Genomic DNA, 25,875 nt, shown 5'->3' on the forward strand with positions numbered 1-25,875 from the left:
GCCTGCACACAAGCCTCAGTGGTCTATCGCCACAGCCGCCGTGACGAGGCTATGATGAAACACATAAAGATAGCCACAAGACCATGAAGATGCCGCAATCGGATGAAAACACCACAGACTGGCTGAAACGGATCACCGAGCGAGAGCTGCCCGCGTTCAGCGCCACCGTCAGGGCACTGGAGCAACTGGAACACAGTGACACCGCGTCGCTTGCCAGCCTGGGCCGCACGGTGTTGCATGATCACGGCCTGACTACCCGCATCCTGCGCGTGGTCAACAGCGCCATTTACCGGCGTAGCCACCGGCCGGTAACCACCGTCAGCCGGGCGTCGGTGATCCTCGGCTATGACACCCTCAAGCATATCTGCCTGACCGCCACCATGATCGATGGCCTGCTGGGCAATCGCGAAATTACCCCGGCGGTACATCAGCGCTTACTGACGCTGATGGCCCAGTCACTGCACGCTGCCATGCTGGCAAAAATGTTGATGGCCGGCTACCACCAGGACACCCGTGAAGAAATTTATATCGCCACGCTGCTGCGCCACCTTGGCGAAATTGCCTTTTGGAGTGTTGGCGGCCAGGCAGCAGACCAGCTGGATGCCACTTTGCGCCAGCAAGGCACAGAGCCGGCCACTGCGATCAAGGACATGCTGGGCATGAGCTTTGACCAGCTGGGGTTGGCCCTGGCCCGAAGCTGGCACATGGGCAGCATGCTGATCAAAGCCATGACCGACCCGCAGCGCCGCTCCCCGGAGATGCGCTGCATCAGCCTGGCGCAGGGGTTCAGCCAGGCACTGCTCAACGGCAACCACGCCGGCATGCAACGCTACTTGCGGGACATGGCAGCCTTTCTAGGGGAATCAGAACAACTGACCCGCGAACGGATTGAGCGCTGTACCGAAGATGCTGCCGAGCTGGCCGCCTGTTACGGCGCCAGTGACATCGCCCGGCGCCTCCTGCCGGCCCGTGATGACTGGGCAGACCCGCAAGCCGCCATGCCCTATCACACTCCAGACGCCACTTTGCAGCTGAAAATGCTGCGCGAGATGCTCAGCCTGGCAGCAGAGCAGAACGACATTAATTTGTTGATCCACACCACCTTGGAAGGGTTACTCAGAGCAGTTGGTATGGACAGTGTGATGGTACTGATGCCAAGCCCTGGGCAGGGCCGCCTCAACCCGCGCTTTTTTGCCAGCATCGGCCAGCAAACGGCTGACAGCACCCTGAGCCTGTCGCTGGCCGGTGATGATGTGATCACCCGGGCTTTTCGCCAGCAAAAAAACAGCTGGTGCCATCGCCAGGCTGGTGAACCGGCGGTACCGGCGGCACTGGCCGCCATTAACCCTGAAGCGCCTTTTCTGCTGGCACCACTGCTCGTCAATCATAAAACCCTGGGGCTGTTTTACGGCGATCGTGCGCAAAGCCAGCGGGCACTGACAGAAGAAGATGCCGACGCTTTTTATCACTTTGTGCGCCAGGCCTCGCAATGCCTCAGTGAAATGCTGGCCTGATCACGAGGCCAGCTGCAACACAAAGGCATATTCCCGGGCCAGCTCCTGCAAGCGCTGATAACGCCCAGACAAACCGCCATGGCCGGTGGCCAGCTCGGTTTCCAGCAGCAGTAAGTTATTGTCGGTCTTGCACTCACGCAGTTTCGCCACCCACTTGGCCGGCTCCCAGTAGCCCACCTGGGTATCATGCAAGCCAGCGCGAACATACAGATGCGGATAGGCCTGGGCTCGTACGTTGTCATAAGGGCTGTAAGACAACATCAGGTGGTAATCCCCCGGCTGGTTAGGATTGCCCCACTCGTCATATTCGCCAGTGGTCAGCGGCAAGCTGTCATCAAGCATGGTGCTGACCACATCCACAAAGGGCACGCCGGCCAGGGCCCCTTGGTACAGTTCGGGCGCCTCATTAAGCACGGTTGCCACCAGCAGACCGCCGGCACTGCGGCCTTCGCAAAAAACCTTACCGGCGGCGCCAAAGCCAGCCGCCAGCAAGCCTTTGGTGACATCAATAAAGTCGTGAAAGCTGTGCCATTTATGCTGGCGACGGCCACCTTCATACCAGCTTCGGCCCTGCTCCTGGCCGCCACGCACGTGTGCCGTAGCTAACACCACGCCACGGTCCAGAAGGCTCAGCCGGCTGGCTGAAAACGCCGGCTCCAGGCTAATGCCATAGGCGCCGTAGCCTTCGATCAGTAACGGATTGGTGCCCGCCCGAAAGCGTGCTTTGTGCCACACCAGTGTTACCGGTACCAGAGTACCGTCACGGGCCGGCAGCGTGACCCGCTGACAGTGGTAGTTGCTCAAGGTGACATTCGGCACCGGTTTGCTTTTTAAAAGGCTGGTGCTGCCGTCGGCTTCAAGGCGGTACTGGCTGGGAGGGGTCAGCGGGCTTTGATAGCCCAGTTGCAGTTGCGCCGGGTCGTCACTGTGAGCAAGCCAGACATCGTGCACCGGCTCCGGCCAGCTGACGAGCTGGCTACGGTTGTCTGTCAGTACCCGTACCCGCGCCTGGCCCGCATGGCGCTCCAGCAGTGCCAGCCGGCCAGACAGCAGGTCCATATCAACCAGTAAAACCTCTGGGTCATGGCCCTGGCGCTCGACCATGGTGGCCGGGCTGTCCCCCAGTAATAACCGGAAGTTCGGCCCCTGGTCGTTACTGAGCGCAGCAAACTGTCCGTCGAGTACGTCCAACTGGTATTCATGGCCCAGTCGCCGTAGCCAAAACGGCTGCGGCGATGATGCGCTGCCGTCCAAAGGCAAAAGTTGCACCTCTGAGGTCAAAGTAGCGTCACAACTCAATAGCAAATACTGGCGATCTCGGCTTTCACTGAGCCCCAGCCAAAAGCTGTTGTCGGCTTCTTCATACAAACATTCACTGGCCTGCCCTATTTGTTGGCGGTGTAGCTGGTAAGGCAACAGGCTGTCGTCAAGCGCCAGGTAATGCAGTGTTTTACTGTCATGGCCCCAGATCAGCTCCCCGCTGCAAGGCGGCAGATCACAAGGCAGCTCGGTCAGTGATTGCAGGCACAACAGCCGCGGCTGGTAGCAGCGGTCACCGTTGTCGTCGGTACTAAAGGCCAGCAGGCTGCCATCGGGGCTGACAGCCAGAGCCCCCACGGAAAAATAACCACGGGTGCCAGCCAACACATTGATATCCAGCAGCAGTTGCCAGGCCCCTTGGTGCTGGCGCCCTTCAATCAAGGGGTATTCTTGTTCGGCGCGGGTACGCTGACGTAACTGCCAGCCGTGATCACGCCAGGGCAGGCTGACATCTTCCGGGGCAACACGGCTGCGCATTTCAGCCACCAGCTCCTGCTCCAGGGCTGCATTGCCCGCCAGGCAGGCTTCGGTATAGGCATTTTCTGCCTGCAGGTGTGCCAGTACCGCCGGGTCACGGCGGCTATCGTCACGCAGCCAATGGTAAGGATCCGGGCGCTGATGACCATGAATTTGATGCAGATACGGCTTTTGGGCAGCACGTGGCGCTAACATAGCGACTCCCGGTCAGGCAAAATGCCATTGTCGCCCAGTGACCAGCCACTGCCAACGGTAAAAGGCTGCGTCGGCTGCGCCGCTCAAGTACACTAGGGCCGAATTAGCAAGGACACTATCATGGCCGACAACAACAGCACCCATTTCGGATACAAAACCGTTGCCACTGACGAGAAAGCCAAGCTGGTCGCTGGCGTCTTTCATTCGGTCGCTGGCAAGTACGATGTCATGAACGATCTGATGTCCATGGGCATTCACCGCCTGTGGAAACGCTTCACGGTGGATTTGTCCGGGGTACGTGCAGGCCAGAAGGTGCTGGATCTGGCCGGCGGTACCGGCGATCTGGCCGCTAAATTCGCTCGCATCGTTGGTGACAGCGGCGAAGTGGTACTGGCCGATATCAACGATTCCATGCTGCAAGTGGGCAAAGACAAGCTGCGCAATCAGGGCATTGTCAGCAATGTGCGTTTTGTTCAGGCCAATGCCGAGTGCCTGCCCTTTCCGGATAACCACTTCGACCTGATCACCATTGCCTTTGGCCTGCGTAATGTCACCGACAAAGACGCGGCGCTGCGCTCCATGTACCGGGTACTCAAACCCGGTGGCCGGTTGCTGGTACTGGAATTTTCCAAACCGAAATCGGCCCTGCTGAGCCAGGCCTATGATGTCTATTCCTTCAAGCTGCTGCCGATGATGGGCAAGCTGGTGGCCGGCGATGCCGAGTCTTACCAATACCTGGCTGAGAGTATTCGCATGCACCCGGATCAGGATACTCTCAAGGCTATGATGAGTGATGCCGGCTTTGATGAAGTGGAGTACCACAACCTGACCGGCGGTATTGTCGCCCTGCACCGTGGTTTCAAGTTCTGATATGCCGTTCCCGCAACTGTTGCAGGCCCTGGCCGAAACCGGAGCCAACCGGCTGCTGAAGTTTGACCCGGCCAGTCAGCGCCGTCTGACTCGGCTGGCTGGCAAAGCTATTCTGGTTCGCTTCAGTGATCTCAAGCTGAGCCTTGGCTTTACTGCCACGACCGATGGCCTGCTGGTTACCGGCGACTTGGCAGCCCCCGATGCTACCGTCGAGCTGCCGCTGGCGGCCGCCAGCGAACTGACCGACAGCGCCAATATTCCCCGTGCCATTCGCGAAGGCCACCTGCAACTGGACGGTGACCCGATGCTGCTCAAGCAGTTCTCGGAGCTGTTCGCCAAACTGGATGTGGATTGGGAAGGAGAGCTGGCCCGCTATCTTGGCGATGTACCTTCGCACCTGGCGTTTAGCGCCGTGCGCAAAATCACAACAGCAGGCTATAAGGCCTTCAGCCAGTTTGCCCGTTGGGGCGCGGAACAGCTCACCGAAGAAAGTCGCCTGACCCCCAGCCGATTGGAACAGCAGACTTTTTTTGACGCTGTGGACGATCTGAAAAGTGATACCGCCCAACTGGAACGCCGGCTGGCCCGGCTGGAGCAGTTATGACCACCTTGCGGCTATATAAGGTATTGAAAACACTGCTCAATCACGGCGTTGATGAGCTGGTGCCACGGCGCCTGTGGCCTTGGTATATGCGCCTTTGGCGGCTGTCTTTGTTCTGGATCCCCAACCGCCACAAGAAAACGCCCCGTGGGGCGCGGCTACGCCTGGCGTTTGAAGCGCTGGGGCCGGTTTACATCAAATTCGGGCAGATGCTTTCTACCCGCCGCGACCTGCTACCAGAAGACATGGCAGCAGAGCTGACCCGGCTGCAAGACAAGGTGCCGCATTTCCCCGGTAAAGCGGCGCGGGCCAGTATCGAGCAGTCACTGGGTGGCCCGCTGGAAAACTGGTTCAGTGATTTTGACGAACAGCCACTGGCGTCAGCATCCATTGCCCAGGTCCATACCGCCCGCCTCAAAGACAGCGGCCAGGATGTGGTGTTGAAAGTCATCCGCCCCGGCATTCGCAAGATCATGGAAGCTGACGCCGGGCTGATGAACACCTTTGCCGCCATTGCCGCCAAAGTGCTGCCAGACGGGCGCCGCCTGAAACCCAAAGAAGTGGTTCGGGAATACCAGAAAACCCTGTTCGACGAGCTGGACTTGATGCGCGAGGCTGCCAATGCCATTCAGCTGCGGCGCAACTTCGAAGGTTCCGATTCACTCTATGTGCCGGAAGTCTATTCCGATCTGTGCCGCAAGCGGCTGCTGGTGATGGAACGGATCTACGGTATTCCGGTGGCCGACGTCGCTACCTTGCGCCAGCACGGCGTCAATCTGGAAAGGCTGGCGGAAAAAGGCGTAGAGGTGTTTTTCACGCAGGTTTTTCGCGATTCGTTTTTCCATGCCGATATGCACCCGGGTAATATCTTTGTGTCTTATGACAACCCGCAAAATCCGCAATATATCGGTATTGACTGCGGCATTGTCGGCACGCTGGCCAAGGAAGATAAACGCTATCTGGCAGAAAATTTCGTGGCCTTTTTCAATCGCGATTACCGCAAGGTGGCACAACTGCACGTGGATTCCGGCTGGGTGCCCTATGACACCAGTATCGACGAATTTGAAATGGCCATTCGTACCGTCTGCGAGCCGATTTTTGAAAAGCCGCTGGCAGAAATTTCCTTTGGCCAGGTTTTGGTAAACCTCTTTAACACCGCCCGGCGCTTCAATATGGAAGTGCAGCCGCAACTGGTGTTACTGCAAAAAACCCTGCTTTACATTGAAGGGCTGGGCCGCCAGCTCTATCCGCAGCTGGATCTGTGGAAAACAGCCAAACCCTTTTTGGAAGACTGGCTGAAAGAACAGATGGGCCCGAAAGCGATGTTGCGGCAGATAAAATCCAACCTGCCGTTCTGGGGCGAGAAACTGCCGGAACTGCCGGATCTGCTTTATGACAACCTGCGCCTGGCCCGGCAATGGCAGCAGCAAGCCAGCCTGCGCCACCAGCAGGCCGAGCAGCAGCAACAGCGTCAACGCCAACAGCAAAGCTGGCAATTACTGGCAGTCACCTTGCTGATCGGTGCCGCTATATTACTGGGCAAAACACTGTGGTACTGGCCAACGCTGGCTGCTCTGGCTGGCATAGGTGCCTGGATAAAGGCGCTGCGAAATTAACCATGAGGCGTATAATGACGCCCAAACAATGTGCAAGGACATCCCATGGGTAATATCGGTTTCTGGCAACTTCTGATCCTGCTGGCAGTGGTATTGGTCATTTTTGGCACCAAACGCTTCAAAAATATCGGTTCCGATCTCGGCGACGCCATCAAAGGCTTCAAAAAAGCCATGCGTGACGATGACAAGGATGAAGACAAAGCCTCACTGCAGGAGCAAAAGCCCGACGCGCAGTTCACCGACACGCCAAACGAAGAACAAAACAAAGAAAAACAGAAGGCTGACAAGGACCCGCACTGATGTTTGACATCGGCTTCTGGGAACTGCTGTTGCTGGCCGTGGTGGCACTGGTGGTGCTGGGGCCGGAGCGCATGCCGGCGGCTGCCCGAACCCTCGGCCGTTGGGTGCGTACAATCAAGGGCATGGCCCGGCAGGTGCAGGACGAGCTGGAACGGGAGCTGGAGAGCCAACAGCGCAATGACAGCATGAAAAAAGCCGACCAGCTGGGGGCCGAAAATCTGTCAGCTGAACAACGTCAGCAAGTCGATGAGATGAAACGCAGCGCCGAAGAGCTGGACCGCCCCTACGCCAACAAGGACAAGCCTGAGCACCATGACTGACATGCCACTACTGCACCACCTGCTGGAGCTGCGCAGCCGTCTGCTGCGGGCACTGACGGCAGTAGGGCTGGTTCTGCTGGTACTGGTGTTCTTTGCCAAGGATCTCTACCACCACCTGGCATTACCGTTGATAGCGCAATTGCCCAAGGGCAGTTCAATGATTGCCACCGACGTCACCTCGCCATTTTTCACGCCCTTCAAGTTGGCACTGGTGCTGTCTTTTTTTGTGGCCATGCCGGCGGTGCTGTATCAGATCTGGGCCTTCGTTGCGCCGGGCTTGTACCGCCAGGAAAAGCGGCTGGTGGCACCGCTACTGCTGGCCAGTAGCTTACTGTTTTATGCCGGCATCGCTTTTGCCTACTATGTTGTTTTTCCGGTCATTTTTGCGTTTTTCACGTCTGTGGCACCGGCCGGTGTGACCATTGCCACGGATATTGCCAGCTACCTGGATTTTGTTCTAAAGCTGTTTTTTGCCTTCGGCCTGGCCTTTGAGATCCCCATTATTGTGATGCTGCTGTGCTATAGCGGCATCACCGATATTCAAACGCTGTCAGCCAAACGCCCTTATGTCATTGTTATTGCCTTTGCACTGGGCATGCTGCTGACCCCCCCTGATGTCATCTCACAAACCCTGCTGGCCGTTCCAATGTGGCTGCTGTATGAATCCGGGCTCCTGATGGCCCGGCTGCTGCTGCCAAAGCGCCCAGCCAACGAGGAAAGCTCATGAAACGCTTGGTTCTGCCCCTGCTGTTACTGGCCTTTGGTGCCAATGCTTCCGTACAAGACAAACTGGCCCAGTGTGCCCAGCTCACTGACAACGGTCTGCGCCTGGCCTGCTACGACGCCCTGGCCAAACAGGTAAAAAGTGGTGAACCGGCGCCGGTAGCGAAGGGCGCCAGCCAGCAAACCAGCAAAGCCATTGGCCGTCCAGAAGTGGTCGCTACCACCGAAGACATGAAGGCCCGTGCCGCCGCCAACTTTGGTATGGAAGAGAAAGTACAGGAAAAACAGAGCCTGGATCAGATCACCGCGGTAGTGGTGAGCATCAAGAAAAACCCCTACGGGCGCCTTACCGTGGTGCTGAACAACGACCAGGTCTGGCAACAAATCAGCGGCGGTTACAGCGGCATCCGTAGCGGCGACAAAGTGATCCTGAAAAAGGGCATTTTTGGCGCTGTTTACATGCGTAAAGACGGTGAAAACCGTAGCATCAGCGTTAAGCGTGAGAAGTAATGCTGTGCGATATCGCCATTAACCTGACTGACAGCGCCTTTGACGCCGATCGCCAGCAGGTTGTGGCCGCAGCGCGGGCAGCAGGAGTCAGGCAACTGATCATTACCGGCACCAGCGTTACTGAAAGTCAGGCGGCCTGCACACTGGCCAGTGGCCAGCCGGGGCTTTACGCCACCGCCGGCGTACACCCCCATTACGCTAAAGATGCCGGTGCCGACTTCATCAGCGAATTGCGGCAACTGGCCGCTCATCCCGCGGTGGTGGCCATTGGCGAATGTGGCCTGGATTTTTTCCGGGATCTGTCACCCCGGCCGGTACAAGAAGCGGTTTTTAGCGCTCAACTGGCACTGGCCGGGGAGCTGAATATGCCGGTGTTGCTGCATGAACGGGACGCTGCCGAGCGCCAATGCGCCATTGTCAGTCAGTACCGGCATCGTTTACCCGGCGCTGTTGCCCACTGCTTTACCGGTGACGAAGCCACTTTGCGCCGCTACTTGGAGCTGGATCTATACATCGGTATCACCGGCTGGATCTGCGATGAACGCCGCGGCCGCCATCTGCAGCAGCTGGTCAAATTGATCCCGGACGACCGGCTACTGCTTGAAACCGATGCACCTTACCTTATTCCACGGGATCTGAAACTCAAAAGCCGGCGAAACGAACCCCGTTATCTGCCTCATATTCTTGCCACCGTTGCCCGCTGCCGCGGGCAGGACAGCACTCAGCTTGGCGCCATGGTAGCAGCCAACAGCCAGCGTTTGTTTGCCTTGGCGGAGCAGCCATAAGGAGTTACTGATGTCTTTTCGTGCCACCTTTCCCCATACCCGCCTGCGCCGCATGCGCAAAGACGATTTTAGCCGCCGACTGATGGCAGAAAACCGGCTCAGCGTTGATGATCTGATCCTGCCGGTGTTCGTACTGGAAGGTAATAACCGCCGCGAAGCGGTGGCTTCCATGCCGGGTGTGGAGCGGTTATCTATCGATTTACTGCTGGCCGAGGCGGCCGAGCTGGTAGCGCTGGGGATCCCAGCGCTGGCGCTGTTTCCAGTCACGCCACCCGAAGCCAAGTCCTTGCTGGCAGAAGAAGCCTACAATGCCGACGGGTTGGCGCAAAAAGCGACCCGGGCCCTTAAAGAGCAGTTCCCGCAGCTGGGCGTGATCACCGACGTAGCGCTGGACCCGTTCACCACCCATGGCCAGGACGGCATCATCGATGACGACGGCTATGTGCTCAATGACATTACCACCGAGGTGCTGGTCAAACAGGCGCTGAGCCATGCTGAAGCCGGTGCTGATATTGTCGCCCCGTCAGACATGATGGATGGGCGTATTCAGGCCATTCGTGACGCCTTGGAAGCCGCTGGCCACGTCAACGTGCGGATTCTCGCCTATTCCGCCAAGTATGCCTCGGCCTTTTATGGCCCGTTTCGTGACGCTGTCGGCTCAGCCGGTAACCTCAAGGGCGGTAATAAGAAAACCTACCAGCAAGATCCTGCGAACAGTGATGAAGCCTTGCAGGAAGTGGCACAGGATTTGGCCGAAGGGGCCGACATGGTGATGGTGAAGCCCGGCATGCCCTACCTGGACGTTGTGCGCCGGGTCAAAGACACCTTCAAGGTGCCAACCTTCGCTTATCAGGTCTCTGGTGAGTACGCCATGCAGATGGCAGCCATCCAGAATGGCTGGCTGAGTGAACGGGAAGTGATCCTCGAGTCACTGCTGTGTTTCAAGCGGGCCGGGGCCGATGGCATTCTCACCTACTTTGCCAAACAGGCGGCGCAATGGTTAAACGAGCCTTCGCTTTAATAATCCTTTAAGATAGGCCCGCCATTATGGCGTGTTATCCCTTTTAAACCCTTTCGAGGCTGTTGATGAAACTGTCCGTCGTGATTCCTGCCAAAAATGAGGCAGATAACTTGCCGGGGCTGCTGGCCGAAATTGCTGCCAGCCTGCAGGAGCAAGCTTTTGAAGTCATCGTCATTGACGATGCATCCGAAGACAACAGCTGGGCGCTGCTCAACGAACTCAAACAACAATATCCGTGGCTCAGAGCCCTGCGCTTTGCCCGTTCCTGTGGCCAGAGCACAGCCATCTGGCACGGCGGCCGCGCCGCCCTTGGCGATTATGTCGTAACCATTGATGGTGATGGTCAGAATGACCCGGCTGATATTCCGGCCCTGCTGGCCACCGCCGAAGCCGCACAAGGCAACTCGTTGTTGTGTGTTTGCGGTATTCGTACCCGCCGTAACGACAGCTGGGGCAAACTGATGATGTCGCGCATCGCCAATGGTGTACGCCGCCGACTGCTCAATGATGACGTTGTTGATACCGGTTGTGGCCTGAAACTGATCAGCCGCGAGCTGTTCCACATGCTGCCGTACTTCAACCACATGCACCGTTATTTCCCAGCCTTATCCAAGCGTGCCGGAGCCCAGGTACTCAGTCAGTCGGTCAATCACCGTGCCCGTACGGCCGGTACGTCCAAGTACGGCCTGAATAACCGTCTGTGGGTAGGCTTGGTTGATATCTTTGGTGTGCGCTGGCTACAAAAGCGGGCGAAGATCCCGACGCTGACTGAGGAATTAAAATGAAAGAGAACCTGTGGCTAGCCGTCGGCTTTGCTGGCCAACTGTTGTTTTCTGCCCGCTTCTTGCTGCAGTGGCTGGCCAGTGAAAAAGCCAAGCAGAGCGTTGTACCGAAAGCTTTTTGGTATTTTTCGCTGGGTGGCTCTTCCTTGCTGTTGTGCTACGCGCTGTATCGCCAGGATCCGGTATTTATTCTCGGCCAAGGAGCCGGCCTTGCCATTTATCTGCGTAATCTGCAGCTGATCAAGGCGCATGAAAGCAAGAACTGAATACCGTTTGGGTTGGCTACTGCTAATCATCGTTGTCCTCGCAGGCCTCGGCCTGCGCTGGCCTTGGCCTGCTGATGAACCCCGCTTTGCTCTGATTGCCCAGGAAATGGTCAATACCGGCCATTGGCTGATCCCGCACCGGGTCGGTGAACTTTACCCAGATAAACCACCTATCTTCATGTGGGCCATTGCTGTTTTGCTGTGGCTGAAAGTGCCTCTGAAAGTCGCTTTTTTACTGCCATCAGCCCTGGCCGGGCTGGCAACTGTGGCTTTAACGGTTGACTTGGCCAAACGGTTATTCGGCCAGGATGTTGCCACTAAAACTCTCTGGCTACTGGCTTTTACCCTGCAACTGACGCTGCAGGCCAAAACCGCCCAAATTGATATGCTGGTGGTCTTTTGGATCACCCTGGGCACTTATGGGCTGCTACGGCATTTACTATTAGGCCCCGCCTGGAGCTGGTATTTCCTCGGCTTTGCCGCCGCAGGCTTTGGGGTGATCACCAAAGGGGTAGGTGTTCTGGCGCTGTTTGCCTTACTGCCCCTGTTATGGCGCCCGGATCTGCGAGCCCGCCTGGACAAGCGAGCTTGGCTTGGGCCACTGATGCTGCTGGCCGCCATTGCAACCTGGGGGCTGCCGATGCTGTGGTACGCCGCCCACAGCGCCAACCCGGAAGCCGTTGCCTATCGCGACAATATTCTGTTTAACCAAACCGCAAACCGCTACGTACACTCACTGGGTCACCAGGCTCCCTGGTACTACTACATTGCCGAAGTCATTCCGGCCTTCTGGTTACCGCTGTCACTGCTGGCTCCTTTTATGATCAAGCGCTGGTGGCAGGAAAAACAGCGTCCGGAGATCCTGCTGCCATTAGTGATGGTGGTAGCGATTGTGCTGTTCTTCTCCATCAGCCCGGGCAAACGCGGTGTCTACCTGACTCCGGCAACCCCCTGGCTGGCCATGGCCATTGCGCCTTTTCTCGGTGAACTGAGCCAACGCCCTTGGGTTAGGCGGTTATGGCTGGGCCTGATGTGGCTGCTGACAGCGCTGATCTTAGGTGCTGCGGCACTGCCCAAGGTCTATCACCTGGCGGGTGTCATGGGTGTGCTGTTCCTGGCTCTGTCGGGCGCAGCCATGGCAGCAGTCTTGCTGCTCAGTGGCAAGGCGCCGCTGTGGCGGCGCTGGGGCATGATGATGGCAGCGCTGTGGATAGGCTATAGCATGCTGGGCACCATGGCCATTGGCCCCTACCGGACACCTATCGACATCATGGCCAAGGTCGGTGAGCGTATGGGCCCCGATGGGCAATTGGGCCTGGTGCACTTTAAGGAACAGTTTGCACTTTTCGCTGACCGTCCTGTAGTGCAGTTCGGCTACCACGAAAGCAACCAGCAACAGTTGGCTACCGCCCGCCACTGGCTGACTGAGGCGCCCAATAAACGATACATTTTTGGCCCCAAAGAAACCCTGAAAGGCTGTTTTATTCTCAGCCCAAGTGAGTTTATGGGCACCCGGCATGGTGGTGACTGGTATCTGGTTCAGCTAAAGCAAATGCAGCCAGACTGCGCCGCCGGCGTCAAGCCAGGGCCTATCTATCAAGGCCCGGCATACGGTGTTGGGCACTAACAAAAAACCCGGCTGGCGCCGGGTTTTTTATTATTCGTCGACCTTACCGAGCAAAGCCGCCGCCATTTGGCTGGCCAACCGTTCCCGCTCCAGCAGATAGTAGTGGCCGGTTTCCCGGCTGCGGCCCAGAAACTCCATACCCAGAACATTGCACAGCGCGTCGGCATCACCCCGGTAGCCGCGCCAAATCACCCCATGAATATGGCTGTGCCGGGTGATCAGATTCATCAGGCTACGCAAGCAGCGCTCCAGCTGGGTATCGCAAAGGCCACCAGCATGGGTCACCATCAGGTAGCAGGGCTGGCCCTTTTCTGGCAATCGTGACGGCGTCAGATTGCGCACAAAGGCACTGGCGTCTTCGCTTAGCGCCTGGCGGTCCGATTTCTTGATGGGCAGCATCACCATATGTGCCAGCAGCAGGTCATGATGGCGGATCAGTTGATGGGAGAGCTTGCCGGCCTTATTCAAACGCCGACAGCTTTCAATCATCAAATCGCCATCATCACTGGCACCAATCCAGCCGTAGAAGCGCTCAAACTCTGAGATGTCATTTTCACTGACATCAATACCCACTTTCAGATGCTCAGCAACCCGATAGCGATAGAAAAAGGCCCGTAGTCGCGTCCAGGGTTCTTGTAGCAGGAAAGCATCTGCCAGCTCCTGGACTTCTTCAGTATCGCTGTTACACAAAGTCTGCAGCGGATCGTCCCCCACCGCGGCAATAATTTGTGCCTGCCGATACAACGACGGCGTTGTCACACCCCGTTCCCAGCGGCTGATGGTGACGGCATCCAGGCGGGAAAATGCTTCCCGACGGCAGGAAAGATGGTGCGCAAATTCTTCCTGTGACAGTCCCAGTGTTCGCCGCTTCGCCTTAACGAAGGCGGAAAATTCAAAGTTCATCAACCACCTTTTGTGCTTGAAGTTTTTATGATTTCAGTGGTGACGCGCTGACCTTAGCCAGCGGCGCTGCTCATAGCATACCAAGTTGTGTGTCGTTATGATGATAGTCTGATGCGATAAGCCATGGTTATTTATGCTACGCTTAACTTCCCTTTAAAGACATGTTAAGGCTTTGAAAAGCATGACCGCTGTCAGGTTATTTGTCATCCCTTTGCTGTTTACCGCCTCGGTAAACGCTGCCGTTTATCAGTGTAAAACGGCAGACGGTAAAGTGGAATTTCGCGACACTCCCTGCCAGCAGGGAACCCAGCGGCTGTATCATAAATCCAATTCCGGCCCCAGCGCCCACACTCGGGTTGTCCGAAATCAGGACTTTAAACGCATCATGGGCCCTTGGTGCAACTTTGCCACCTCCACCACCATGACCGGGTCCAAGGATATGAGTGCCGCCACCCAGTGGCTGTTCGGCACCGAGCAGCTGGAGGTCACCACCCCGCTGTTGCATATTCAGGCACCCTATCGTCAGCAGCAGTCACAATTGAGCATCGCTGACAAGCGGCTGGGAAATTTTCAGTTACTTAAGCAAAGCGCTGCCAATATGGTCATGTTAGGTGATTACGGTTATTACTTTTTCCGCCGTGGTAGCTGTTCGCCTTGATATTTAAGCTACAGGCGTTGTACCAATAAGCCTGCTTGCTGACAACCAGAAGAACCAACCATGATTGATATCGACCAATTCCTTACCGTACTGGCCAAAAATGACGGCTCGGATCTTTACCTGTCCACCGGCGCGCCACCTTGTGCCAAATTTCACGGCAAACTCAAAGCGTTGGCCAAAGATCCCCTGACTCCAGGCGAAATCAGCCAGGTGGCTCTGGGCATCATGGATGAAGAGCAGCAGGAAACCTTCCAAAAAGAGCTGGAGATGAACCTGGCCCGCTCTATCTCTGGCGTCGGCCGCTTTCGAGTCAATATTTTCAAGCAACGCAACGAAGTCAGCATTGTCGCCCGTTATATCCGCAACGACATTCCCAAGCTTGAAGATTTAGGCATGCCGGAAGTGCTCAAGGATGTGATCATGACCAAACGCGGGCTGGTGCTGTTTGTCGGTGCCACCGGCTCCGGTAAGTCAACATCACTGGCGGCATTGATTGATTATCGCAACACAAACGCCAGTGGCCATATCATCACCATCGAAGATCCGGTGGAATTTGTTCACAAACACAAGAAAAGCATCATCAATCAGCGGGAAGTCGGCACTGATACCCGCAGTTTTCATAATGCCTTGATCAATACCCTGCGCCAGGCGCCGGATGTCATCCTCATCGGCGAGATCCGTGACCGCGAAACCATGGAACACGCTCTGGCCTTTGCCGAAACAGGCCACCTGTGTATTTCTACGTTACACGCCAACAACGCCAACCAAGCGCTGGATCGGATCATCAATTTCTTCCCCGAGGAGCGCCATCCACAATTGCTGCTTGACCTGTCACTGAACCTGCGAGCCTTTGTTTCGCAGCGCCTGATCCCCACCATGGACGGCAAGCGCTGTGCCGCTGTGGAAGTACTGTTGGGCACACCGACAGTGCAGGAAATGATCAAACGCGGCGATGTCCACTCCATCAAGGAAATCATGCAAAAGTCCGAGAACCTGGGCATGCAAACCTTTGATAAAGCGCTGTTTGACTTGCACATGGCAGGCAAAATTGACCTTGACCAGGCGGTACGCAATGCCGACTCTGCCAACGATTTACGCCTGAAAGTTAAACTGGCAAAAAATGAAGTTGGAAAAAAAGACAGCGGCATGGAACTGCGTCTGGAAGACGACGAAGAAGACACTAAGGAATAACCCTGAATGGTCGATAAATAGACAGTTGACTTAACAGCATGGGGAGTTGGCCATGAAATGGCAGATAAGAAACAAAATGTTATTGCTGGCCATTGCCCCTGCACTGGTGCTGGTGCTGGCCATGCAGTTACTGTCCTGGCATGGTCAAAGCACCTTGCAACAAGAAAACCTGGATGAATTACGTCAAGGCCTTATTCAGGCAAAAAAAGATGAACTGGTGCATTACATGGAAATGGCCTACACCGCCATTAAACCCTTTTATGAGGGTGCCGATGCTCAGTCAGATGCAGCCAAAGAAGCGGCTAAATCGCTGTTACGGCGTATGGAGTTTGGCAAAGACGGTTACATCTTTGGTTACAACGATAACGGTATTCGCATTGTACAGGGCCGTGGTGGCGCCAGCGCCGAAGGCAAGTCATTCTGGGATCTCAAAGACAGTCACGGTAAGTACCTGATCCGCGAACTGATCGCCGCAGGTAAACGGGGCGGTGATTTCGTCACCTACTATTTCCCCCGCCCCGGTCAGGACAAAACCCCGTACCCGAAGCTCTCCTACGCCATTTATCTGGACAAATGGCATTGGATGCTGGGCACCGGTTTTTACATTGACGATGTTGACGCCAAGGTTGCCCGCCAGGCAGAAATCAACGCCAAAGCTAATTCACAATTGCGGATCAGGCAAAGCGTAACGGTGGTGGTGATGTTGCTGTTGCTGTTGCTGGTGGCGGTTGCTATGGCAGGCAGTATTGTTAAGCCGCTGCGACGCTTGACCGAAAATCTGACTGACCTGGCTGATGGCGAAGGCGATTTGACCCGTCGCCTGGCGGTAGATGGCCACGATGAAACCGCGCAGCTGGCAAACGCCTTTAATACCTTTGTCTCGAAGATCCAGGAACTGGTGCGGCAGTTGACAGATTCGGTCACACAATTACAGCAACTGACCCGGCAACTGGACGGCAATGTAGTGAAAGCCAGTGACAGTCTCGCCACCCAGAAAACCGATGCCGAACAGGTCTCTCACGCCATGGAGCAAATGGCCCAGGCGACCACCAGCGTGGCGGAGTCTGCCCAGCAGGCCGCACAAGCTACTGCCGATACCGAGCAACAAGCCAATTCAATGCGCGGCAATGTGGATGACGCCATCAATACTATCAGCGGCTTGGCAGCAGATGTGGACAAGGCTACCCGCAACATCGAAACCCTGGGCGCCGATGTAGAATCTATCGGCTCAATTCTGGACGTTATTCGCGCCATTGCCGAACAGACCAACTTGCTGGCGCTCAATGCCGCCATTGAAGCTGCCCGGGCCGGCGAACAGGGCCGTGGCTTTGCCGTGGTCGCCGACGAAGTACGTTCACTGGCCAGTCGCACGCAGCAAAGTACCGAGGAAATTCAGGAGAAAATCGTCCGCTTGCAGCAAGGCGCCCGGGCCGCAGTACAGGATATGCAGGAAAGCCAGAAAGGCGGTGAAAGGGCCGTTGAAGTGGTCAACAGTACAGGGGAAACACTGCTCAACATCACCCATGCGATAAGCCAAGTCAACAGCATGAACAACCAGATTGCTACTGCCGCTGAAGAGCAGTCGCATATTGGCAAAGAGGTCAATAATAGCCTGGCTGGAATTCGTCACCGGGTTGATGACAGCGATGCTCTGGCAAAAACTAACCGCGAACTGTGCCGCCAGCTCGATGCGTTGTCAGCCACGCTTAGCGACCTGACCGGACGCTTTAAGGTTTAAGGCTGAGGCTCAACCAACAGCTGCCAACCAGCGGCTGCCAGTGTCTGCTGCTCCTCCTGCAGTAGCGCCTGCATCAGCGGGCGCGTTGCCAGCCAATCAGCCGGTAGCTGAAGCTGCAGTTGCTGCGCCTCCGGCCAGTGTACAGTCGCTGATGCCGGTGGTGCCTGGCGTTCGCCACACAACAATACCGCCAGCCGTAGTGCCAGCACCTCCGGCGATAGGATATCCGGTAATGGCCCTTGTTGATGGCCAACCAGGGTGACCATCTGGCGCCGCTCTGGAGCACTGAAACCGGGCAAATCGAGGTGTGATACCAGATAGGCACCATGATCACTGGCGCCCTTAAAGCCCACCGCCAGGCCCAGCTCATGTAGCCGCGCCGCTGCGACCAGCACGCCCGAGTCAGCCTCCGCATCTGCTACCAGTCGCACTGCCGTATCCGCCACCCGCCGGCCATGGTTAGCATCCAGCGAGAAGCGCTCTTCCAGGGCAGCCAGGGTACGGCTGCGCACATCGGCACTGACAATAGGCAATAAGGAATAAATCACCCCTTCGCGCAGCGCTCCCCCTGAAGCTTCCATACTGGTGACGGACAACTCCTCAAAGATCGCCAGCAAGATAGCCAGCCCCGCCACAAAGACCGGTTTGCGTTCTTCACTGAGGCCATTAAGCGTTAATGCCGTTAGGTTTTTACAGGCGATGGTATCGGCCTGCGTTTGTCGTAATCGCGCCAGGGTGACGGTTTCATCCTCGCCGCGCGCCAGTTGCACTTCCTGTACAGCCTGCACCGAGCCAGACGCCCCCACACAGTGTTGCCAACCCAGCTGCCTGTAAGTATCGCTGATACCCTGCAGACGCTGGCGGGCGGCTGCAATAGCGCGGGCAAAGGCCCCGGCGGTTAGCTGGCCATCAGCAAAAAACTGTTCCTGAAAGGTAACGCAGCCCATTTCCAGGCTGGTCAGCGCCAGCGCCTGGGCGCCCTCACCAATAATCAATTCCGTGGAGGCGCCGCCAATATCAACCACCAGCCGCCGGCCCGGCTGGCCGCAGGTTTGGGCAACACCTTGATAGATAAGCTCAGCTTCCTGCTCACCAGTAATGACGGTAATGGGGTGGCCTAACAGCTGTTCGGCATGAACGAGGAAGCGTTCGGCATTGCGGGCAAAGCGCAGGGTGGCAGTGGCCACAACTTTGACCTGGCCGGCAGGAATATCGCGCAGCCGCTCAGCAAACAGGGCCAGGCACTCCCAGCCTCGCTGCATGGCGGCATCATCAAGTTGGTAGTGACTGTCCAGCCCCGCAGCCAAGCGCACTTTACGTTTCACCTTGGCCAGGGTCTGTACGTGACCACCGCTGGCTTTAACCACCAGCAGGTGGAAACTGTTCGAGCCGAGATCAATTGCCGCAAAAAGCGGGCTTTTCATCGCTATCAGCTCTGACTACTGCGACCGCGGCCATTGTTACGGCGCTGGCCACCATTGCCACGGTTATTGCTGCCCCCCCGGCCAGAGGTGCGGTCCCGACCGGCACGATGCAACCGCTTCGGCGGATTGAGGTCAGTCAGCAAGGCATCCGGGTTGTATTGCGTCACCGGAATTTCATGGCCAATATATTCTTCGATAGCCGGCAGGTTAAATACATACTCTTCACAGGCCAGACTCACCGCATGCCCGGAGGCCCCGGCGCGGCCGGTACGGCCAATCCGATGCACGTAGTCTTCGCAATCGTCCGGCAGGTCAAAGTTATAGACGTGGGTCACCGCCGGGATGTGCAGACCACGGGCCGCGACATCGGTGGCAACCAGAAAGTCCAGCTTGCCCTGAGTGAAATCATCAAGAATGCGCAGCCGTTTTTTCTGCGGCACGTCGCCTGTCAACAGGCCTACCCGGTGGCCATCAGCGGCCAGATGGCCCCAGACACGCTCACAGACAATCTTGGTATTGGCAAAGATAATGGCTCGCTCTGGCCAGTCTTCTTCGATCAGCGTCAGCAGCAGTTTGAACTTATCTTCCTTGGACGGGTAGAGCAGCTCTTCGGTGATCCGCGCGCCGGTTTTCTGCGCTGGCTCTACTTCCACGTGTTCGGGGCTGTTCATGTGCTCGTAAGCCAGTTCCCGAACTTTGAAAGACAAGGTTGCAGAGAACAGCAGGTTGAGCCGCTCAGAAGCCGCCGGCATACGCCGGAACAGGTAACGGATATCCTTGATAAAGCCGAGATCGAACATCCGGTCAGCTTCATCCAGCACCACAACGTCAATGGCTTTAAGGTCAAATACACCCTGCTTGAAGTAATCGATGATGCGGCCGGTGGTGCCGATCAGCACATCCACACCGGCTTCCAGCTGCTTGCGCTGGCTGTCATAGCCCTCGCCACCATAGATTAACGCCATCGATAAATTCGATGCCTTGGCCATGGCCAGAGCGTCATTATGGATTTGAATGGCCAGTTCGCGGGTCGGTGCCATAATTATGGCCCGAGGCTGGGTGCTGGTACGGCCTTCTTTGGGTGCATGAGTCAACAGGTAATGAAAAGTTGCAGCAAGGAAGGCAATGGTTTTACCGGTGCCTGTTTGCGCCTGGCCTGCAACGTCTTTTCCCTGAAGGGCAATGGGCAGCGACAGCGCCTGAATGGGAGTGCAGTTATGAAAACCCTTGTTGCTCAGGGCTTCTAAAACCGGCTCCGCCAGGCCCAGTTCACTGAATTTGATATCGGTGAGATGTGTCTTAGTCATAGGCGCTCAAGCATATCAGCTTCGGCTTGCAATAAGGAACAGATTCCTTTGAAATAGGCGTCGATCGCGCCGCGGCAACCGGTTTTGTGCCCCGGATCGCAACCACCTTTGGAGAATGTAATGAACGACAAGATTGTTCACCTGAGTGACGACAGCTTCGACAGCGACGTGCTGCAGTCCGATACCCCGGTTCTGGTCGATTTCTGGGCCGAGTGGTGTGGTCCTTGCAAAATGATTGCGCCGGTACTCGATGACGTGGCTGATGAATACGCTGGCCGCCTGACCGTAGCCAAGCTGAACATTGATCAAAACAGCGACACGCCGCCGAAATTTGGCATCCGTGGTATTCCGACGCTGTTGTTGTTCAAGGGTGGCCAGGTAGCGGCAACCAAAGTTGGCGCCCTGTCCAAGACCCAACTGAAAGAATTCTTGGATGCCAATATCTGAGCATTCACAAGGCGCCGACAGGCGCCTTGTTCGTTTTCTCGTCGATTTTTCTAGACGCGATGCTTTATCGCTGCTAATTTAAGGCCGTTCACTTTCCTTCATGCCCTTCCTGGGTTCACGCCGGGGCGTGGAAATTTCTCGTTTGTTACCAAAAACGTAAATAAAAAAACCCACCACTATGAATCTTACCGAATTGAAGAACATGCCAGTCTCGGAACTGGTAGCCCTGGCCGGAAATATGGGCCTGGAAAACATGGCTCGTGCCCGCAAGCAGGACATCATTTTTGCCATTCTCAAGGCCCACGCTAAATCAGGCGAAGACATCTTCGGCAACGGTGTTCTTGAAATTCTCCAGGACGGCTTCGGCTTTTTACGCAGTGCGGATTCGTCCTATCTGGCCGGTCCTGATGATATTTATGTCTCACCGAGCCAAATACGCCGTTTCAATCTGCGCACCGGTGACACCATTGCCGGCAAAATCCGCCCGCCCAAAGAAGGCGAGCGTTACTTTGCACTGCTGAAGGTCAACGAAGTTAACTTTGACCGCCCGGAAAACTCCCGTAATAAAATTCTCTTTGAAAACCTGACGCCACTGCATGCCAATAACCGCATGCGGATGGAACGGGGTAACGGCTCCACCGAAGACATTACCGCCCGGGTGCTGGATTTGGCCTCACCGATTGGTAAAGGTCAGCGGGGCTTGATCGTCGCACCGCCCAAGGCCGGTAAAACCATCCTGCTGCAAAACATTGCTCAGAGCATTACCTACAACCATCCGGAAACAACCCTCATTGTGCTGCTGATTGATGAGCGCCCAGAGGAAGTCACCGAGATGCAGCGGCTGGTCAAAGGTGAAGTAGTCGCCTCCACCTTCGACGAACCTGCTAACCGCCACGTTCAGGTTGCCGAAATGGTCATTGAAAAGGCCAAACGCCTGGTGGAGCACAAAAAAGACGTGGTGATCCTGCTCGACTCCATCACCCGTCTGGCGCGCGCATACAACACCGTGGTGCCCAGCTCTGGCAAGGTGCTGACCGGTGGTGTGGATGCCAACGCCCTGCACCGGCCGAAGCGTTTCTTCGGCGCCGCCCGTAACGTTGAGGAAGGTGGCAGCCTGACCATCATTGCTACCGCTCTGGTTGATACCGGCTCGAAGATGGACGAAGTCATCTACGAAGAGTTCAAGGGCACCGGTAACATGGAACTGCACCTGTCTCGGAAAATCGCAGAAAAACGGGTTTTCCCGGCCATTGACTTCAACCGCTCCGGCACCCGCCGCGAAGAGCTGTTGTGCCGTGAAGACGAGCTGCAGAAGATGTGGATTTTGCGCAAAATTCTGCACCCGATGGATGAGATCTCGGCCATGGAATTCCTTATCGACAAACTGTCGATGACCAAAACCAACGATGAATTCTTCGAGGCCATGAAGCGCACCAAGAGCTAATCGTCATCCAAACGCAAAAACGGCCGCCATTGCGGCCGTTTTTTGTCGCTGCGCTGCCGCTACGGCTATAATGGCGCCTTCTTGTTCAGCCCACGGACGCTCATGACCTATAACGACTTACGGGACTTTATCCGCCAGTTGGAAGCTCTTGGCGAGCTCAAGCGCATCTCCCAGCCCATCGACCCGTATCTGGAAATGACCGAAATTGCCGACCGCACTCTGCGCGCCGGTGGCCCGGCCCTGCTGTTTGAAAACCCCAAAGGCTATAACATGCCGGTGCTGGCCAATCTGTTCGGCACCCCCAAGCGAGTGGCCTTGGGTATGGGCCAGGATGATGTCGGCGCCCTGCGTGACGTTGGCAAACTGCTGGCTTACCTGAAAGAACCGGATCCACCGAAGGGATTTAAAGATCTGTGGGACAAATTGCCGGTGTTCAAACAGGTATTGAACATGCCCGCCAAGCGTCTGAAAAAGGCGCCTTGCCAGGATGTGGTGCTCGCAGGCGAGCAAGTTGACCTGGATGCCATTCCCATTCAGACCTGCTGGCCTGACGACGCCGCACCGCTGATGACATGGGGCCTGACCATAACCCGCGGCCCCTATAAAAAGCGCCAGAACCTGGGCATTTACCGGCAACAAAAGCTGGGCCGCAACAAGCTGATCATGCGTTGGCTGTCGCACCGTGGCGGTGCTTTGGACTTCGCCGAATTTAAAGAAGCACACCCCGGGGAAAAATTCCCGGTGGTGGTAGCTTTTGGTGCTGACCCGGCCACCATTCTTGGCGCCGTCACGCCGGTGCCGGACACACTCTCCGAATACGCTTTTGCCGGGCTGCTACGCGGTAATAAGACCGAAGTCGTCAAGGCTCTGTCGTGCGATCTGGAACTGCCAGCCAGCGCCGAGCTGGTGCTGGAAGGTTACATCGACCCGGACGAAACGGCGATGGAAGGCCCCTTTGGCGACCACACCGGTTATTACAACGAGCAAGAACGCCATGCGGTGTTCACCGTCACTCACATCACCCGCCGCCGTGATGCCATCTACCACAGCACCTATACCGGCCGGCCACCAGATGAACCGGCGGTACTGGGCGTAGCACTGAACGAAGTTTTTGTACCTATCCTGCAAAAGCAGTTCCCGGAAATCGTCGACTTTTATCTGCCCCCGGAAGGATGCAGTTACCGCATGGCGGTGGTCACCATGAAAAAACGTTACCCCGGCCATGCCAAGCGGGTGATGATGGGCGTCTGGTCTTTCTTGCGCCAGTTCATGTACACCAAGTTCGTGATTGTCTGCGACGATGATATTGATGCCCGTAACTGGCAGGACGTGATTTGGGCCATCACCACGCGTATGGACCCCCGCCGTGATACCGTCTTTATTGACAACACTCCCATCGATTTTCTCGACTTCGCTTCACCGGAAGCAGGCCTGGGTTCCAAAATGGGCCTGGATGCCACCAACAAGTGGCCAGGTGAAGTACACCGGGAATGGGGCAAACCCATTATCAAGGACCCAGCGGTAGTGGCACGCGTTGACGCCCTCTGGGATGACCTTGGCATCCTCGACAATAACTGAGAAGCCATGCAGCAATATCAATGCCGGGTGCAGGACGTGCGCCCCTTTACCGACACCGTTTATCACATTCGCCTGGTAGCACCACAAGGCGTGCAGTTTGCCGCCGGTCAGTATCTGAAGGTGGTGCTAAGCGAGGACGACAAGCGGCCCTTTTCCATCGCCTCCTTGGCCGGTGAACCCTACATCGAGCTGCATGTGGGTGCTTTTGGCCCGGATTCCTGGGCGATGCAGGTGGTTGAGTATTTTCAGCAACATGGCGAGGTCACTATTGAGTTGGCCGCGGGTCAGGCGCAGTTGCGCGAAGGCAGCCCACGGCCATTGTTGCTGGTTGCCGGCGGCACCGGTTTTTCTTATGTTCGCGCCATTGTCCGGCGGGCACTGGCGCTCGACGCTCAGCGCGCCATCCAGGTTTTTTGGGGCGGTAAAACCCCTGAGGCGTTGTATCTGCATCAGGAAATGCAGGCGCTGGCGGACGCACATCCGGCGCTGTCGTACGTGCCCGTGCTAGAAGATAAACCTGCCGACATGGCTGGTGACAGCGGCCTGGTGATTGATGCCGTTACCCGCCACAACCCGAATTTGGCCGAGTTTGATATTTATCTTGCCGGTCGTTTTGAAATGGCGGCAGTTGCGCGGGATCACTTCAGCGCCCATGGCGCCGACCGGCAGCGCCTGTTTGGGGACGCCTTTGCGTTTATTTAATCTGCTGGCGCTGCTGCTGGTCGCTATCAACCTGCGCCCAGCCCTGACCAGCCTTGGCCCGGTATTACCAGAGCTGGGCCTGTCGACAACAGCAGCAGGTTGGCTCAATACCCTGGCAGTACTGTGTCTGGGCCTATTTGCACCGCTGGCGCCGCTATTAGCAAAACGCCTGGGGCTGGACTGGGCACTCCGGCTGGCACTGCTGGTGCTGGCCGGCGGCACCGCGTTACGTGCAGTGGCCAGCCCCTGGGCACTGTTTGCCGGCATGATCGCAGCCGGCGCTGGCATTGGCGTTGTCGGAGTACTGCTGCCCGGCGTCGTCAAACGCGACTACCCTGAGCAAGCCGGAGTGATGACCGGCCTTTACACTATGATGCTTTGTATCGGCGCCGCTGTTGCGGCTGGCACCATGGTACCGTTGGCCAACACTCTGCATTCGGTGCCGCTGGCGCTAGGTGTGTGGGCCATTCCCGCCCTGGCCGCCATGATACTGTGGCGCAGCCATCTGCAACCGCCCGCCACTACTGCCGTGGCCAAGCCCTTGTGGGGTTCAGCCCTGGCCTGGCAAGTGTCGCTGTATATGGGCTTTCAATCATCATTGGCCTACTCGGTATTTGCCTGGTTACCCAGTATGCTGATGAGTCGCGGTTTAACCCCCGAGGCCGCCGGCTGGCTGACCTCGGTGTCAATTTTCCTGCAGGCACCTGCAGCCCTGCTGGCCACCGCCTTGACTCAACGCAGCCGCAGTCAAAGCCAGGCGATTGTCATTGCCATGTTGCTGACCCTGGTGGGGTTTATCGCCATCTTACAAGCAGGGCCAAGCTGGCTGTGGCCAGCCGGCATTGTTCTGGGCGTGGGCCAGGGCAGTTCTTTTGGCCTGGCCCTGGCGCTACTGGTGCACCGGGCCAGCAACAGTGATGATGCCGCACGCTTGTCCGGCATGGCGCAAGGAGTGGGTTATGCCCTGGCTGCACTGGGGCCACTTGTCATCGGCGCCGGTCACGACTGGCTGCGCAGCTGGCCGGCACTGACGCCGCTGCTAGCGGCGATAACCTTACTGGCTTTACTGTTTGGCGCCCTGGCCGGGCGGGACAGAACCGTATAACAACGGTTATTTACGATCCTTTTGCTGCTGTTGCATGCAGGTGGTAATGGCGGCGCGGCGGGTCAGGTTACCCGGCAGCTGGCAGTCAAGGTGAATACGGTGGCTGCGATAGAGCGGCCGGTTATCCGTGCCGACAATGATCACCACCAGATGATAAGGGCTTTCAAAGTACCAGGCGCGCTGGGTCAGTACCACTGCCTTGCGGTTCAGCCAGCGGGTTGGGGTGACCACGGGCTGCCCATAGCGTGCCCCCGGCGCCGCCAACTTCTTGGGGTCACGCAGTTTCAGCAGGTTGCTTTCAAAGCTCTTTTCATTGGCATAAGCAATGTCGCCGTAATGTGATGACAACAACGGCTCTCGCGCCCAGGCTGTGGCTGTCAGCAACAACAGCCCCCACCAAACGATCCGCATGGCACCTCCTCCATTTATTAAAAAGGCTAGTGCAATCAAC

General features: G+C 56.9%; 26 protein-coding genes. 21 read left to right on the forward strand and 5 right to left on the reverse strand.

What is annotated here, in order from left to right; genetic code table 11:
- Positions 1 to 83: 83 nt before the first annotated feature.
- Positions 84 to 1,514: an HDOD domain-containing protein gene (locus WDB70_RS13290; RefSeq protein WP_406665130.1), complete on the forward strand. Its 1,431-nt coding sequence runs from the start codon at positions 84 to 86 to the stop codon at positions 1,512 to 1,514.
- On the opposite strand, the gene WDB70_RS13295 is transcribed toward WDB70_RS13290, so the two are convergent.
- Positions 1,515 to 3,506 carry a S9 family peptidase gene (locus WDB70_RS13295; protein ID WP_406665132.1) on the reverse strand — a complete coding sequence of 664 codons (1,992 nt, stop codon included), beginning with the start codon at positions 3,504 to 3,506 and terminating at the stop codon, positions 1,515 to 1,517.
- Positions 3,507 to 3,626: 120 nt separating this feature from the next.
- Between WDB70_RS13295 and ubiE the strand changes: the two genes are divergently transcribed.
- From ubiE to WDB70_RS13355, 12 genes are all read left to right on the forward strand, one after another.
- Complete coding sequence (gene ubiE, locus WDB70_RS13300) at positions 3,627 to 4,376, forward strand: bifunctional demethylmenaquinone methyltransferase/2-methoxy-6-polyprenyl-1,4-benzoquinol methylase UbiE (protein ID WP_406665134.1); 750 nt, start codon at positions 3,627 to 3,629, stop codon at positions 4,374 to 4,376.
- A 1-nt stretch (position 4,377) separates the two neighbouring features.
- Positions 4,378 to 4,980, forward strand: a complete 603-nt coding sequence (locus tag WDB70_RS13305; RefSeq protein ID WP_406665136.1) for an SCP2 domain-containing protein — start codon at positions 4,378 to 4,380, stop codon at positions 4,978 to 4,980.
- On the forward strand, positions 4,977 to 6,593 hold the full coding sequence (gene ubiB / locus WDB70_RS13310) for a ubiquinone biosynthesis regulatory protein kinase UbiB (protein ID WP_406665138.1): 1,617 nt from the start codon (positions 4,977 to 4,979) through the stop codon (positions 6,591 to 6,593). The genes WDB70_RS13305 and ubiB overlap by 4 nt, the downstream gene beginning before the upstream one ends.
- A gap of 45 nt (positions 6,594 to 6,638) precedes the next feature.
- On the forward strand, positions 6,639 to 6,893 hold the full coding sequence (gene tatA, locus WDB70_RS13315) for a twin-arginine translocase TatA/TatE family subunit (RefSeq protein WP_406665140.1): 255 nt from the start codon (positions 6,639 to 6,641) through the stop codon (positions 6,891 to 6,893).
- Positions 6,893 to 7,213 carry a Sec-independent protein translocase protein TatB gene (tatB, locus tag WDB70_RS13320; protein ID WP_406665142.1) on the forward strand — a complete coding sequence of 107 codons (321 nt, stop codon included), beginning with the start codon at positions 6,893 to 6,895 and terminating at the stop codon, positions 7,211 to 7,213. The genes tatA and tatB overlap by 1 nt, the downstream gene beginning before the upstream one ends.
- Positions 7,197 to 7,940 (forward strand): twin-arginine translocase subunit TatC, encoded by a 744-nt coding sequence (gene tatC / locus WDB70_RS13325; protein ID WP_406668101.1) that lies wholly within the window; start codon positions 7,197 to 7,199, stop codon positions 7,938 to 7,940. Before tatB ends, tatC begins: the two co-directional genes overlap by 17 nt.
- Positions 7,937 to 8,446 carry a hypothetical protein gene (locus WDB70_RS13330; protein WP_406665144.1) on the forward strand — a complete coding sequence of 170 codons (510 nt, stop codon included), beginning with the start codon at positions 7,937 to 7,939 and terminating at the stop codon, positions 8,444 to 8,446. Before tatC ends, WDB70_RS13330 begins: the two co-directional genes overlap by 4 nt.
- Positions 8,447 to 8,448: 2 nt before the next feature.
- The gene (locus WDB70_RS13335) at positions 8,449 to 9,231 is read left to right on the forward strand and encodes a TatD family hydrolase (RefSeq protein ID WP_406668103.1); all 783 of its coding nucleotides are present in this window, start codon (positions 8,449 to 8,451) and stop codon (positions 9,229 to 9,231) included.
- 10 nt (positions 9,232 to 9,241) lie between these two features.
- Complete coding sequence (hemB, locus tag WDB70_RS13340; RefSeq protein ID WP_406665146.1) at positions 9,242 to 10,252, forward strand: porphobilinogen synthase; 1,011 nt, start codon at positions 9,242 to 9,244, stop codon at positions 10,250 to 10,252.
- 65 nt (positions 10,253 to 10,317) lie between these two features.
- Complete coding sequence (locus WDB70_RS13345; protein WP_406665148.1) at positions 10,318 to 11,037, forward strand: glycosyltransferase family 2 protein; 720 nt, start codon at positions 10,318 to 10,320, stop codon at positions 11,035 to 11,037.
- Positions 11,034 to 11,300, forward strand: coding sequence for a lipid-A-disaccharide synthase N-terminal domain-containing protein (locus tag WDB70_RS13350; protein ID WP_406665150.1), 267 nt, complete (start codon positions 11,034 to 11,036; stop codon positions 11,298 to 11,300). The genes WDB70_RS13345 and WDB70_RS13350 overlap by 4 nt, the downstream gene beginning before the upstream one ends.
- Positions 11,284 to 12,927 (forward strand): glycosyltransferase family 39 protein, encoded by a 1,644-nt coding sequence (locus tag WDB70_RS13355; RefSeq protein ID WP_406665152.1) that lies wholly within the window; start codon positions 11,284 to 11,286, stop codon positions 12,925 to 12,927. Before WDB70_RS13350 ends, WDB70_RS13355 begins: the two co-directional genes overlap by 17 nt.
- Before the next feature lie 30 nt (positions 12,928 to 12,957).
- Here WDB70_RS13355 and WDB70_RS13360 read toward each other — a convergent pair whose 3' ends face one another.
- Positions 12,958 to 13,830, reverse strand: a complete 873-nt coding sequence (locus WDB70_RS13360; protein ID WP_406665154.1) for a helix-turn-helix transcriptional regulator — start codon at positions 13,828 to 13,830, stop codon at positions 12,958 to 12,960.
- A gap of 181 nt (positions 13,831 to 14,011) precedes the next feature.
- Between WDB70_RS13360 and WDB70_RS13365 the strand changes: the two genes are divergently transcribed.
- The 3 genes from WDB70_RS13365 (at position 14,012) to WDB70_RS13375 (ending at position 17,417) form a co-directional block, all read left to right on the forward strand.
- Complete coding sequence (locus WDB70_RS13365; protein ID WP_406665156.1) at positions 14,012 to 14,488, forward strand: DUF4124 domain-containing protein; 477 nt, start codon at positions 14,012 to 14,014, stop codon at positions 14,486 to 14,488.
- 63 nt (positions 14,489 to 14,551) lie between these two features.
- Complete coding sequence (locus tag WDB70_RS13370) at positions 14,552 to 15,679, forward strand: PilT/PilU family type 4a pilus ATPase (protein ID WP_406668105.1); 1,128 nt, start codon at positions 14,552 to 14,554, stop codon at positions 15,677 to 15,679.
- A 52-nt stretch (positions 15,680 to 15,731) separates the two neighbouring features.
- Positions 15,732 to 17,417 carry a methyl-accepting chemotaxis protein gene (locus WDB70_RS13375; RefSeq protein WP_406665158.1) on the forward strand — a complete coding sequence of 562 codons (1,686 nt, stop codon included), beginning with the start codon at positions 15,732 to 15,734 and terminating at the stop codon, positions 17,415 to 17,417.
- Here WDB70_RS13375 and WDB70_RS13380 read toward each other — a convergent pair.
- Positions 17,414 to 18,841 (reverse strand): guanosine-5'-triphosphate,3'-diphosphate pyrophosphatase, encoded by a 1,428-nt coding sequence (locus WDB70_RS13380; protein ID WP_406665160.1) that lies wholly within the window; start codon positions 18,839 to 18,841, stop codon positions 17,414 to 17,416. The genes WDB70_RS13375 and WDB70_RS13380 overlap by 4 nt on opposite strands.
- 5 nt (positions 18,842 to 18,846) lie before the next feature.
- Positions 18,847 to 20,148, reverse strand: coding sequence for an ATP-dependent RNA helicase RhlB (rhlB, locus tag WDB70_RS13385; RefSeq protein WP_406665162.1), 1,302 nt, complete (start codon positions 20,146 to 20,148; stop codon positions 18,847 to 18,849).
- Positions 20,149 to 20,268: 120 nt separating this feature from the next.
- Between rhlB and trxA the strand changes: the two genes are divergently transcribed.
- The 5 genes from trxA (at position 20,269) to WDB70_RS13410 (ending at position 25,424) form a co-directional block, all read left to right on the forward strand.
- Positions 20,269 to 20,595 carry a thioredoxin TrxA gene (trxA, locus tag WDB70_RS13390; protein WP_406665164.1) on the forward strand — a complete coding sequence of 109 codons (327 nt, stop codon included), beginning with the start codon at positions 20,269 to 20,271 and terminating at the stop codon, positions 20,593 to 20,595.
- A gap of 178 nt (positions 20,596 to 20,773) precedes the next feature.
- Positions 20,774 to 22,039 (forward strand): transcription termination factor Rho, encoded by a 1,266-nt coding sequence (rho, locus tag WDB70_RS13395; protein ID WP_406665166.1) that lies wholly within the window; start codon positions 20,774 to 20,776, stop codon positions 22,037 to 22,039.
- Positions 22,040 to 22,141: 102 nt separating this feature from the next.
- On the forward strand, positions 22,142 to 23,617 hold the full coding sequence (gene ubiD, locus WDB70_RS13400; protein ID WP_406665168.1) for a 4-hydroxy-3-polyprenylbenzoate decarboxylase: 1,476 nt from the start codon (positions 22,142 to 22,144) through the stop codon (positions 23,615 to 23,617).
- 6 nt (positions 23,618 to 23,623) lie between these two features.
- The gene (gene fre / locus WDB70_RS13405; RefSeq protein WP_406665170.1) at positions 23,624 to 24,319 is read left to right on the forward strand and encodes an NAD(P)H-flavin reductase; all 696 of its coding nucleotides are present in this window, start codon (positions 23,624 to 23,626) and stop codon (positions 24,317 to 24,319) included.
- Positions 24,306 to 25,424, forward strand: a complete 1,119-nt coding sequence (locus tag WDB70_RS13410; RefSeq protein WP_406665172.1) for an MFS transporter — start codon at positions 24,306 to 24,308, stop codon at positions 25,422 to 25,424. The genes fre and WDB70_RS13410 overlap by 14 nt, the downstream gene beginning before the upstream one ends.
- 6 nt (positions 25,425 to 25,430) lie before the next feature.
- On the opposite strand, the gene WDB70_RS13415 is transcribed toward WDB70_RS13410, so the two are convergent.
- Positions 25,431 to 25,835 (reverse strand): hypothetical protein, encoded by a 405-nt coding sequence (locus WDB70_RS13415; protein WP_406665174.1) that lies wholly within the window; start codon positions 25,833 to 25,835, stop codon positions 25,431 to 25,433.
- Positions 25,836 to 25,875 lie beyond the last annotated feature (40 nt).

The organism is Gallaecimonas aegicerasi (assembly GCF_045291545.1).
GTDB lineage: Bacteria > Pseudomonadota > Gammaproteobacteria > Enterobacterales > Gallaecimonadaceae > Gallaecimonas.